The 12,250-nt window shown below is 68.0% G+C and carries 10 protein-coding genes; 2 read left to right on the top strand and 8 right to left on the bottom strand.

What is annotated here, in order from left to right; translation table 11 throughout:
- Window positions 1–177: 177 nt before the first annotated feature.
- From LOK46_RS24490 to LOK46_RS24465, 6 genes are all read right to left on the bottom strand, one after another.
- Window positions 178–1,875: a GMC family oxidoreductase gene (locus LOK46_RS24490; RefSeq protein ID WP_273560967.1), complete on the bottom strand. Its 1,698-nt coding sequence runs from the start codon at window positions 1,873–1,875 to the stop codon at window positions 178–180.
- A gap of 14 nt (window positions 1,876–1,889) precedes the next feature.
- A complete protein-coding gene (locus LOK46_RS24485) occupies window positions 1,890–2,549 on the bottom strand; it encodes a gluconate 2-dehydrogenase subunit 3 family protein (protein ID WP_273560966.1) in 660 nt (219 codons plus the stop codon).
- Window positions 2,550–2,563: 14 nt separating this feature from the next.
- Window positions 2,564–3,466, bottom strand: coding sequence for a hypothetical protein (locus LOK46_RS24480; protein ID WP_273560965.1), 903 nt, complete (start codon window positions 3,464–3,466; stop codon window positions 2,564–2,566).
- Between the two features lie 121 nt (window positions 3,467–3,587).
- Window positions 3,588–4,682 (bottom strand): enolase C-terminal domain-like protein, encoded by a 1,095-nt coding sequence (locus LOK46_RS24475; RefSeq protein WP_273560964.1) that lies wholly within the window; start codon window positions 4,680–4,682, stop codon window positions 3,588–3,590.
- Window positions 4,683–4,697: 15 nt separating this feature from the next.
- A complete protein-coding gene (locus tag LOK46_RS24470) occupies window positions 4,698–6,485 on the bottom strand; it encodes a thiamine pyrophosphate-requiring protein (RefSeq protein WP_273560963.1) in 1,788 nt (595 codons plus the stop codon).
- Between the two features lie 181 nt (window positions 6,486–6,666).
- Complete coding sequence (locus tag LOK46_RS24465; RefSeq protein WP_273560962.1) at window positions 6,667–7,611, bottom strand: SMP-30/gluconolactonase/LRE family protein; 945 nt, start codon at window positions 7,609–7,611, stop codon at window positions 6,667–6,669.
- A 639-nt stretch (window positions 7,612–8,250) separates the two neighbouring features.
- On the opposite strand from LOK46_RS24465, the gene dps reads away from it, so the two are divergent.
- The gene (gene dps, locus LOK46_RS24460; RefSeq protein WP_273560961.1) at window positions 8,251–8,787 is read left to right on the top strand and encodes a DNA starvation/stationary phase protection protein Dps; all 537 of its coding nucleotides are present in this window, start codon (window positions 8,251–8,253) and stop codon (window positions 8,785–8,787) included.
- Window positions 8,788–9,203: 416 nt separating this feature from the next.
- On the opposite strand, the gene LOK46_RS24455 is transcribed toward dps, so the two are convergent.
- A complete protein-coding gene (locus tag LOK46_RS24455; protein ID WP_273560960.1) occupies window positions 9,204–9,773 on the bottom strand; it encodes a type 1 glutamine amidotransferase domain-containing protein in 570 nt (189 codons plus the stop codon).
- Between the two features lie 38 nt (window positions 9,774–9,811).
- Window positions 9,812–10,894, bottom strand: a complete 1,083-nt coding sequence (locus tag LOK46_RS24450) for a catalase family protein (protein ID WP_273560959.1) — start codon at window positions 10,892–10,894, stop codon at window positions 9,812–9,814.
- Window positions 10,895–11,118: 224 nt separating this feature from the next.
- On the opposite strand from LOK46_RS24450, the gene LOK46_RS24445 reads away from it, so the two are divergent.
- Window positions 11,119–12,195, top strand: coding sequence for a catalase family protein (locus LOK46_RS24445; RefSeq protein WP_273560958.1), 1,077 nt, complete (start codon window positions 11,119–11,121; stop codon window positions 12,193–12,195).
- The last annotated feature ends 55 nt before the right edge of the window (window positions 12,196–12,250 follow it).

Genomic DNA, 12,250 nt, shown 5'->3' with positions numbered 1-12,250 from the left:
CTTGACGACGTCCCTGCCGGCGGTCGACCCAGCCCCGGTCATGCGTTCCATATCGAGCGTGACCCGTAACGTAGACGCCAACCGGTGACTGGCAGCGCCCCAGACGGTGTGACGATCCGCTGTCACGATAGCCAGCCATTCCGACCCGGCCGTCATGTCACCAACCCGCGATGCCGGTCACCGCCTTCCCGCGAGTATCCGGTCCGCCGTACGTAACGCGACCGCTTGGATCGTGAGCGAGGGATTCACGCCGCCAACCGTCGGGAAGACCGAACCATCGCAAACGTACAGGTTCGGGATGTCCCAGGACCGGCAAGCTGCATCCACCACCGAGGTGCGCGGATCGGCGCCCATCCGAGCCGTGCCGTTGAGGTGGCAGGTGTCGTCGCCCTGATCCCAAACCTCGCGGCCGCCCGCGGCCGACAGGGCCTCGCGCATGAACTTGAGGGCGTGGCGGTTCAGCGCCTTGTCGTTGTCGCACCAGGAGTATGTGATGCGGGCCACCGGCAAGCCGTATTGGTCCTTCACGTCCGCGAGCGTCACCCGGTTGCGCTCCTGCGGCATGTATTCGGAGACGACCTTCAGCCCGGCGACGTGGTTGTAGCGCTGCATCTCCGAGACGAGCGCCTCACCCCACAGACCGTGCGCGGAGGCCTGGGTGTTGGCCCAGAGCTGGGGCAGCGGCCCCTGGCTCATGTATGAGTATCCGCCGAAGAAGTCCTTGGCGAAGGGGCCGTAGCCCTTGTCGTCGTAGTTCCAATGTTCGCTGATCGCCAGGGAGGGCGGGCCCTTGTAGCTGCGGATCTCCTCGTCGAAGACGCCCCAGACCGCTTGGTTACCCTGAACCATGAGGTTCTTGCCGACGAGGCCCGAGGAGTTGGCGAGCCCGTCCGGAAATTCCTGGTTCGCCGAGTTCAGGAGGAGCCGCGGCGTCTCGATGGCGTAGCCCGCCACCACGACGTTCTTCGCCCGCTGAAACCGCCACTTTCCCTCGCGGAAATAATGGACGCCTGTGGCGCGCCCGTTGCTCGTCTCGATCCGCCCGACCATTGCGAGGTCGCGGATCTCGGCGCCGGCCTTCAGGGCGCGGGGCAGGTAGCTCACGAGCACGCTCTGCTTGGCGTTGGTGGAGCAGCCCAGCGTGCAGAAACCCCGGTAGACGCATGGTGGAGCGTCACCATGCGGGGCCGAGACCGTGGCGAGCGGCGTCGGCGTCCAGCCGATGCCCATCGCCTCCGCGCCCCGGGCCAGCACCTTGGCGGCGGCGTTGATCTCGTGCGCCCGGCGGTGGTAGCGGCGCCGGTGCGGTCCCCAGGGGTAGGAAACCGGACCGGAGATCTTCAGGTCGTTCTCGACCTGATCGTAGTAGCGCCACATCTCCCGCCAATCGAGCGGCCAGTCGGCCCCGTAGCCCATCAGGGTGCGTGTCTTGAACCATTCCGGTCGAAAGCGCAGGGCCACCATGGCGTAGTGGACGGTCGAACCGCCCACCGCCTTGCCGGAATTGTTCGAGCCCATCTGCAGCGGGTTCTCGCCGTCGACGATGCGTTCGTCCGTCCAGTAGAGCTTGGATTGATGGCTCTCGTCCGAGGCGAAATCCTCCAGCGGCCGGAAATATGGACCGGCATCGAAGGCCACCACCGAGAGGCCACCCTCCGCAAGCCGACAGGCCAGGGTTCCGCCGCCGGCCCCGGTGCCGACGATGGCGAAGTCGACCTCTTCCTCGTCCCGGTGCTGGCGCATCGGCACCCATTCGCCGATCCGCATGACGTTGGGGGCGCGACCGTCGCGGGCGCGGGGATGGTGCTCCGGGTCGTCGCCGGGCGTGGCGTGCTGGGGGTTGTCGGCGGCGTTGCCGAGGCCGGGGATGCGCATCGACGGGGGTATCCTTATCGGCCAACCTGGAGGTTCTCTTGGTAGGCCTCGTCCTCGCGGCCGGGCTTGGCCTCGGCGGCCTCCCAGGGGTCGCGACGGTCGAAATCCATGCGCACGTAGCCACGCGGGCTCGCCGGGCCGCCCCAGCCGATCTCGTTCCAGGCCGTGGGGTGGGCGTAGTACGCCTTGACCACGTCGGCGAGGATGCGCTGGTGGAAGAACAGCTTCGAGGGCATGCCCTCCCAAACCGCGCCGGTCAGGTCGCCCTTCTCCGCAAGCTTCAGTAGCTCGTCCTGCGCCCAGGCGCTGAGTTCGTGGAAGCGTGCACCGAACCGTGCCCTTGCCTCGCTATCGAGGGCCCGTAGTCCCAGGCACCACGCATCACGCTCCTCGGGCAGTTCGGCGTTGCGGTAGCCATCGCGGATATCGCTCGCGAGCTTATGGTCGACGAGGGCGGCCACCGGCACCGGATCCCCCCGGTCGGCGGGTTGCGGCACGATCCGCTCGGCCAGCGCCTTCATCGTCGACCATTCTGCCTCATCGAAGAAGCGACGCGTCTCCGGTCCGATGGCGAGCCGTTCCTCCAAAACCTCGCGGGTCTTGGCGTTCCAGGACGGGCCGTCGCGCTTCGCGAGCACGTCGTAGCCCGGATAAAGGTCCAGTCTCGGACGCATGATGTTCTTTCAAGTCAGAAGCGGAAGCGGCTGCGTTCGATGAGTTCGAGGGCCGCGAGCCCCCCGAGCGCCACTCCCGAAAAGGAGGGCGGGGCCGGCAGCGGCGGCCCGTCGATGAGGTTCTGGCGCCAATTGGCCCAGCCGCCCATCATCCGGGCGACGCCGTAGGCGTGGAGTGCAACGCCGCCGACGCCCATCGCCGACACCGCCCACATCCCCCACTTGGCGCCGGCCTGACTCGCTCCCTCCGGCTTGGTCGCGGCGCGGACGAGAAGGGCGGCGGCAAGCGGTGGCAGGGTGACGGGAACGAACATCGCCGGGTTCTGGAAAGCACCCCGGAAGTGGAGCAGCCCAGCCTCCAGGGTCGTTCCGGCGAGCATGCCCGCCGTGGCGACTGCCAGGGAACGCCCGGCCGGCAGACCGGCGAGGCGGGGCTCGTCAGGGTCGGCGTCGCGCACGCGCTCGGCGACCACCCCGAGGACGCCCGCCAGCGTCAGCGCCATCGGCGCGCCGATGGGGGCGGAATAGAACAGGTTCTGGAAGGAATACCCGCCCTCGCGCTTGCCGACGTTGTAGGCGTGGAAGCCGAAGCCGATCAGGCCGGTCAGCCCGGCGAGCGCCTGCACCCCGTGCCGGACGCGGGAGCTGCCGGGGTCGGTGTCGCCGGCCCCGTGCAGGGACGCCGCCAGGGTGACGCTGGATACGACGATGGGCGTGTACATCGCCCGGTTGAAGAACTGGCCTCGGTAGTGCTCCAGGCCGGAATCGAACAGTACCGAGGCCGCGAGCATCGTCGAGGCATGGTTCAGGCGCTGTGCCGCGCTCGCGGTGACATCGCGCCCCCGCGGACTGTAGCTGCGGCCGCCGGCGGCGTGACCTAGGGGCTTGGAACGCCCGGCCGCGAACCAGGTCAACAAACCGGCCCCCGCTGCCACCGCGGCGAGAACTACCACCGGGTGGACGGCCGCCTCGACCCGTACGGGTGCGACACGACGCTTGACGCTGGCAGCGCGTCGTCCCGGCGATTGGGAGGCGCGGTCAGACGGCATAGGCATCGGCATCCCGGGTCTTGAGGGTGAGGCCGTGGCCCGGCCGGGTCAGGTCGGGGGTAATCACGCCGTCGCGCGGGACGGGCGCCCCGTCGAACAGCATCCGCTCGATGCGGACGTGGTCGTGGAACCATTCGAGGTGTCGGAAGCGGGGGGCGGCAACGGCCGCTGGGAGGTGCAAGGCGGGGGCGCAATGGCCGGACAGGTCCAAATGCGCCGCTTCGCATAAGGCCGCTACTTTCAGGAACCCGCTGTAACCGCCGCAGCGGGTTACGTCCGCTTGGGCCACGTCGACCGCCCCCACGTCGAGCAGCCCACGCAAGTCGTCCAGGGTATAGACGTACTCGCCCGCGGCGATTTCCATGCCGGCAGGCGCCGAGGCGCGGACGGAAGCCATCCCCGCGGGATCGTCACTGGACACGGGCTCCTCGAACCACGCGACGCCGAACCGCTCCGCCACCTGCGCGGCGCCGATGGCGTGCTTTGGGGTGAAAGCGCCGTTGGCGTCGATGAACAGGCTCGCATCGCCGATGGCCGCCTTCGCGACCGCCATGCGGGCTGGGTCACGCTCGGGAGCGCTGCCGACCTTCATCTTCACCGATCGGCAGCCATCCCGCTCGATCCACCCGGCAAGCTGCTCGCGCAACTGCCGGTCGTCGTAGCTCGTGAAACCGCCGCTTCCGTAGATCTCTGCGTGTTCCCGCGCCTGCCCGAACAGGCTTGCCAGCGATACGTCGAGGAGGCGTGCCTTGAGGTCCCACAAGGCGGTGTCCAATGCCGAGATCGCCGTGGCGGCGAGCCCGGAGCGACCAAGGTTCCGCACGGCGCCACACAGCACGGCATTGGCCCGCGGGATGTCGAAGGCGGACAATCCGGTAAGATGCGATGCGAGCGTCCCTACAATCAAGCGCGCGACACTGGCGTCGGTGTAGCTGTAGCCGAGGCCGGTCTCACCACCGGCCTCGACATGGACGACGACAACCGTCGTTTGGTCCCAGGCGAAGGTACCGTCCGCCTCCGGCGCGTCGGTGGGAACGGTGTAGGCTCGCGCCCGCACCGTTCCAATCCCCGGATCGTCACGCATGCCGCGGGGGCCGTCCTACTTGCTGCCGGGCAGGACGGAACTCAGCACCTGACGCGCGGTGTCAACCAGGAGATGGCGCTCCTTCGGATCGCCCTTGCCGAGCATCGACATGAAGTTCTGCACTTGCTGGAAAGTGAAGAACGGCGGTAGCGGCGGCACCTCGGGGTCGGTCTTCACCTCCAGCACCACCGGCACGGAGCTAGCGAGGGCCTCGTCCCAAGCCGCCCCCATCCGGGCGGGATCATCGACGTAGATGCCCTTCAGGCCGATCAGCTCTGCAAACTTGTGGTAGGGCACGTTCGGGATGGTTTGGCTCGCCTCGAACTTCGGGTTGCCCTCCATCACCCGCTGCTCCCAGGTGACCTGGTTCAGGTCCTCGTTGTTGAACACGCAGCAAATCCAGGTCTTGTTGGACCAGCGGTGCATGTACTTCGCCACGGTGATTAACTCGGCCATGTTGTTCATCTGCATGGCCCCGTCCCCGACCAGCGCGATCACCGGCCGGTCGGGATGGGCTACCTTCGCCGCGATGGCATAGGGGACCGCGGCACCCATGGAGGCGAGGCCGCCGGAGAGCGAGCACATCTGGCCGCGGCGCATCTTCAGGTCGCGGGCGAACCAGTTGGCGCAGGAGCCGGAATCCGAGGTGATGATCGCCCGCTCGGGCATGCGCGGCGAGAGCTCCCAGGTCACGCGCTGCGGGTTGACCGGGTTGGCCTTGGCCATCGCCCGATCCTCCGCCTCCTTCCACCAGGAGACCATCCCCTTCTCGATGCCGGTGCGCCAGGAGCCGCCCTCCTTCTTCTGGTCGAGCAGTGGCAGGAGGGCACGCAAGGTCTCGGCGGACTCGCCGCACAGCGGCACCTCCATCGGATAGCGCAGCGACAGCATCTCCGGCGAGATGTCGATCTGTACCCCGCGCGCCTGCCCCTCCTTCGGCAGGAACTCGGCCCAGGGGAAGCCGGAGCCGATCATCAGCAGGGTGTCGCAATCCTCCATCATATCCGACGAGGGCTTGGACCCGAGCAGGCCGATGGTGCCGGTGACGAAGGGCAGGTCGTCGGGCAGGGCTGCCTTGCCGAGCAGCGCCTTGGCGACGCCGGCCTGCAGCTTGTTGGCGACCGCGATGACCTCGTCGGTGGCATGCAGCGCGCCTGCGCCGACCAGGATCGCGACCTTCTTGCCGGCGTTCAGCACGTCGGCGGCGCGGCGCAGATCGGCGTCGAACGGCACGACCTTCGGGGCGGTGTAGCCGACACCGGAGAAGGTGTTGCCGTGCTTGCGGACGGGGGCCTCGTAGGGAACGTCCTGTAGGTCGTTTGGCAGGATGATGGCCGAGACCTTCCGTTCAGCTTTGGCGATCCGCATGGCGCGGTCGACGATGTGGCGAACCTGCGCGGGCGAGGACGCCTGCTGTACGTAGGCCGAGACGTCCTTGAAGACGCTCGTGAGGTCGAATTCCTGCTGATAGTGGGCGCCGTTGACGTTACGCGCCTGCTGCCCGCAGATGGCGAGAAGCGGCACGTGATCGAGATGGGCGTCGTACATCCCGGTGAGCAGGTGCGTCGCGCCGGGACCGGAGGTCGCCATGCAGACGCCGACCTCGCCGGTGAACTTGGCGTAGGCCGCGGCCATGAACGCCGCCATCTCTTCGTGGCGGACCTGGATGAACTCGAACGGCAGGTCGTTGCGCTGGAGGGCGCCGAGCAGGCCGTTGATGCCGTCGCCGGGATAGCCGAAGATCTTCTTCACTCCCCACTCGGCCAGGCGCTTCCAGAAAAAGTCGGCGACGGCTTCAGCCATGTCGGGTCCTCGGCGATGGGTGTCGGTGCCGCCCAATTGGCGCATGTGGTCGGGGGCGGCATGGGATGGAGCCTGCGTGTACCGGCACACGGCTCCCTTCGTCCGAGGCCAACCTTGCGTGAGAACCCGGGTTCCTAGGAGTTTCCGAAGCGTTCTGACGATGCCGTGATCTCATCCCGATCTACCGGGCGGCGAGGTCCAGGGCGTAGAGGTGCTGTTTGGACGTGATGAACAGCCGTTGCTGCTCTGGGGAGAAGCAGAGGTTGGAACACACCTGGGGCGTCGGGATCAGTCCGAGCCGGTGCCCCTCCGCGGAGAGGACTTGAACCCCTGCCTCTGAGCTCGTCCAGATCCAGCCTCGATCGTCCACACGGAAGCCGTCCGGCACGCCGGGCTCGATCTCGGCGAAGACCCGCGGTTTGCCCAGGGTTCGGTCATCGACGACCGGATAAGCATGAATCGTGTGCCCGTCGCCCCCCTCGGTCCGGGAGGTGTCACTGACGTAAAGGGTGCGCCCATCCGGCGCGAAGGCAAGCCCGTTCGGTTGGCCGAGGTCGGCCATGCGCCTGACCGAGCCGTCCGCCGGATCAAATCTGTAGACGCTGTGATGGCCCAGGTCGGACGCGGCCAACACCCCCTGCCTCGGTAGGCGCAGGCCGTAGGCCGGATCAGTGAACCAGAGGGCGCCGTCGGCGGCGCAGACCACGTCGTTCGGCGCGTTGAAGCGGCGGCCCTCATAGGTCTCAATGAGGGCCTCGTAGCGTCCGTCCGGGGTCGTGCGTGACAGGCGGCGGTTGCCGTGCTCGCAATGGACGAGGTTGCCGTCGCGGTCGACCGTGTTGCCGTTGATGAACGGGGTGGCGTCGATGACGACCCGCACGCAGCCGTCTGCGTGCCAGCCGAGCACCCGGCGCCCCTCGACGTCCGACCAAGCCAGGATGTCCCGTGCGGGCCACCAGGTCGGCCCTTCGCTGAATACTGCCTGGTCGTAGAGCGAGACGAGGCGGGCATGGTGGGGCAGGACCTCGGTGAAGCGCGGGTCGGATGCCCGGGGTGGATCGACGTGGGGGACGGGCTCGGGCGGGCCGGGGCGCCGCAGCAGGTTCGACGCGGGTTCGGCGTTCATGATCCCTCCCGGAACAAAAATCGGTGAGGCCCCCGAGTGAGGCATGTCTCGGACAGCTAATCCCGTTCGGTCGATGTCGTTCTCCCGCCATCCCCGGCTTACTCATCGGGTACGGCGGGATGAACACGTGGCCGTCGAAGGCCATGGGTCGAGGATGACGCCGAGCCGTTCGATGTCCCTACGCAACCGGCACGGCAATGTTGACGCGTCCGTGCCACCTGACCTGCGCTGGGGAGTCCGTGGGACCGTTCCCGAGGTGATATTCGTACGATCCCCTCGGACAGGATCGACTCGGCTGGTCACGACGGCCACCCGTCTGCCGATGCCGAGATCCATTTGTGCCGCTTCGCCAGCGTGGGGGAGGACCGCATCTCGGCAGGTGGGAGCGATGAATGGGGAGTTCGGTACCCGTAGGGTTCTTGGGGCCCTTGGGCATCCACCGACATGCCGACATGATGCATGTCCGACGTTCGGGCGTCCCCGCCCCCGGACAGCCACATGCCTGCGCCGCCGCGAGCCACGACGGACCGGCGCCATCCCGCCGAAGAATCGGGGCCAGGAACCTTCGAGGCCTAAACTTGGCGGAAGGAACCTCCCCTACGCTCCACAATTGCCGCCTCGACATCACGGAGCAGAAGCATGGCAACGAGCAGCACCCCGCGCACTCACCAGACCCGCAACAACACCAATTCCAACGCCAAGAGGGTGTCCATCGACGCCCTGAACGCGCGGCTGGCCGACGGCATCGACCTCGCGCTCGCGATCAAGCAAGCCCACTGGAACCTCAAGGGACCGCAGTTCATCGGCATCCACCTGATGCTGGACGGCTTTCGCGCCGAGATCAGCGACCTCAACGACAAGGTCGCGGAGCGGGCGGTTCAGCTCGGCGGCACGGCGTTGGGGACGGCGCAGGTCGTTGCGGACGCGACGAAACTGCCGGCCTACCCGACCGGCATCTACGCCATCGCCGATCACGTCGCCGCGCTGATCGACAGCTACGCCGCCTACGCCAACGCCGTACGCGAGAACATCGACGAGACGGATGAGGCAGGCGACCCCGACACGGCGGACCTTTTCACCGAGGTCTCCCGCGCCGTCGACAAGCAGCTCTGGTTCCTCGAAGCCCACGTCCAGGAGCCGACGGGCCAGATGCGGGATGGCGACGCTCGCAACTAAGGAAAGCCCCGCCTCTCCATGTCCGACCCAACGGAGGGGCGGCCAACGGCCATCAATCCATATGGTCGTGTCGGCCGAGGCTTCTTGGCCGACACGAGGTTCACCAGCGGTGGTACGGCACGATGCCAACCAGGGGGTTAAGACGACCTCCCGGCACCGGTCGGCGTACGAGAGGTCGGCGACCCGGGCGAGCGTCCGGTCCGTCCCCAATCCCGGCGACGCCCCGATCCTGGCCCTCGCCGTTCAGGTCGGCGAGAGCAAGACTCGCCGCCTCCTTGTCGAAGCGGCGTGCAGTGGCGTCACCGACGCGGGACGCGACACCGGCGACCAGGACGACCTTGGTCGAAAAACGTGAGATAACGATTCCTGAAATTGGGCGCCGGGCAACAAGCCCGACGCCTTGACGAAGGGCGGCCTCAGGCGCTGCGAGCCTGGTCAGGATGGTGCCCTTCGGCGAACTCCTCGACGATCTTGGCGCAGAAGGCGGGCAGGTCCTTCGGGTTGCGGCTGGTAACGAGGCCCTTGTCGACCACAACCTCCGCATCGACCCATTCCCCGCCCGCGTTGCGGATGTCGGTCTTCACGGTAGGGAACGAGGTAAGCTTGCGGCCCTTCACGACGTCGGCCTCGACCAGCGTCCAGGGCCCGTGGCAGATGACGCCAACGGGCTTGCCCTGCTGGAAGAAGTCCCGGACGAAGCCGACCACGGCCTCGCTGCCGCGAAGCTTGTCGGCTCCGACGCTGCCGCCGGGGATGACGAGCCCGTCGAAGGACGAGGCGGACACCGCATCGATGGCCTTGTCGACCGGGTACTTCCCGGCGGGGTCGAGGTCGTTGTTGACCGTCTCGGCCTCGCCCGCCTCAAGCCCGACCACCGTGACGGCCGCGCCGGCCGCAAGCAGCGCATCCCGCGGCTTGGTGAACTCGGGCTCCTCCGTCCCCCGGGGGGCGATCAGGATGGCGATGGCCTTTCCCTGAAGGGTCATCGGTTCTTCCTCTCTGTGTGGCTTGGGGATGGGCCGGCTCAGGCCGGGATGCTCTCGGGCGAGGCAGTGTTCTCGGCGGTCACGCCGTTCTCCCGATGGCGGAAGTCGCTCAGCGCCCGGTAGACTTGGAGACGGGCTCGCATGACCGAGCCGAGCGGGCGGTGGGCGGCAAGGCTGTGCGCCGGGCGGAAGGTCATTACCTCGTCAAAGTATTGTACCCGCTCCGGCGAGTAGGCGTCCTGGCGCGGCAGGCGGACCGTGGCCACCGTGCGGTAGGGACTGACCGAGACCGGCCAGTCGACCGATGCGTCCTCGATGGGCTGTTTCTCGGCGTCCGCCCAGAGCTGCGCCTTGAGCTCGAACACCACGTCGTTCTCGCGGAAGAAGGCGAGCGCGGCGTGCCGGAAGCCGTCTTCGTCCTGGCGTGGGTCGAGGCGCCATTCGGAGAGCGAGCGCTGGGCATCGGTCGCCGGCACGGCCCCGAGCTTGGCGACGTAGTCGCCGAAGCGCACGGGCGCCTGGCTGAAGTAGCTGTCGGCGAGCGGGTGGCTGTAGGGATGCCCGAAGAAATCGGCCATCGCGCTCTCCGTGCCGAAGGCGTGCAGCACCTTGTTGATGTTGCGTGCTGTCGAGGAAACGGCGCTCTTCAAGCCCTCCGGAAGCCCCGTCGACTTGCCGATGACGGTGCCGTCCCGCAGGAACCCCGCCGCCGTGCCCGACGGGAAGGTCGTGCCGGTCGCGAGGACGAAATCCTGGGTGTCGACGTCGTGGCCCGGCAGCTTCTCGCCGCTCACGCCGAAGACCTTGATGGACATGCCGCGGTGGGTCGAGACCTTGTCGCCCAGGGTCTCCCCCGGCCCCTGCGCCAGCCGCACCGCGACAGGGTACGTCCCCGGGGTTGCGAACAGGCCCTGGGCCAGCTCGGGCGGCAGGCCGGGGGCGACCGTCAACTCGCCCGTCACGCAGGCGGAGCTCTTGGCGTGGCTGGCGCGGACCGCGTGATGCTCGCGCTTCTCCACGGTCTGCGACTGCTGGGTCATGCCCTGGATGATGCCGTCGATGGTCTCCTGCTCGTCCGGGGCGGGCCGCTCGATTTCGGGGGCGTAGCGCAGGTAGGTCATGCCGGTCTCTCCCGTGCGCCTCGGCCACCGGGTGAGCCGAAGGCGTTCCGTTCCCGCCCCGCCTCAAGGTCGTGGGACCGCGGACCCCACGGGGACCGCCTCGGGACAAGCATGCCGGCAACGCGGCGTTCCCGACTTCGTTCACGGGCGATTGAGTGACCCGCAACCCGGAACGTCGGCCGCTTCGACCGGTTCTGTCGAAGACCGACGAAGGACATCACACCTTGCAAGCACCCGTCCGATACAGCCCCGACGTCGAGCATGTGCGGCCCGACGAGGGCCGGACCATCGAGCAGCTCAACGAGACGTTCGACACCATCCTGGAGACGGTCGCGAACGACTCCGGTCACGCCGTCCGCTCGGTCCACGCGAAGTCGCACGGCATCCTGGAGGGCACGCTGACAATCGATGCGGGGCTGCCGCCCGAGCTCGCCCAGGGGCTGTTCGCCAAGCCGGGCGAGCACAAGGTCTACATGCGGATGTCGACGAACGCCGGCGACATCCTGCCCGACGCGGTTTCGCTGCCTCGCGGCCTCGCGATCAAGGTCCTGGACGTGGCCGGCGAGCGCCTTCCCGACGCGGAAGGGACAACCCAGGACTTCGTCATGGTGAACGGCCCCGTCTTCCAGGCGCCGAACGCAGAGAAGTTCCTTGGCAGCCTCAAGCTGCTGGTCAGGACCACCGACCGGATCGAGGGCGTGAAGGTCGCCGCCTCCACCGTGCTGCGTGGGGTGAACAAGGCGCTGACCGCGGTCGGCATCGAGAGCCCGACCCTGGGCTCGCTCGGCGGCGCGCCGAACGTCGACCCGCTCGGCGAGACCTACTACAGCGTAACCCCGTTCCGGTACGGCGATCACATCGCCAAGTTCTCTGTCGCTCCCGTCGCCCCGGCGCTGACGGCGCTGACCGGCACCGAGATCGACGCCTCCGGCCGCCCCGACGCGATCCGTGAGACCGTGCAGGCCGAGATGGCGGGCATTGAGGGCGTCTGGGAGTTCCGGGTGCAGCTCTGCCGCGACCTTGAACGCCAGCCGGTCGAGGACCCGACGGTGCCGTGGGGCGAGGACGAGGCGCCGTTCCAGCGGGTCGCCACCATCACCGTGCGCCCGCAGGACAGTTGGGACGCCGGGCGCGTCGAAGACGTGGACGAGCGCATGCGGTTCGCGGTGTGGACCGGGCTCGCGGCGCATCGGCCGCTCGGCAACGTCAACCGCGCCCGCAACGCGCCCTACAGGCATTCGGCGGAGTTCCGGCAGCGCTTCAACGGTTGCCCGATCCACGAGCCCGCTGCGGGGCGGTGAGGCTCCTCGATCCGGGAATGCCTTTCGCTCGCTGCGAAGGGTGAGCCTTCTCGCG

Source organism: Methylobacterium sp. NMS14P (assembly GCF_028583545.1).
Lineage (GTDB): Bacteria > Pseudomonadota > Alphaproteobacteria > Rhizobiales > Beijerinckiaceae > Methylobacterium.
The sequence above is the reverse complement of the archived record's forward strand: the minus strand, read 5'-3'. Positions and strand labels throughout refer to the sequence as shown.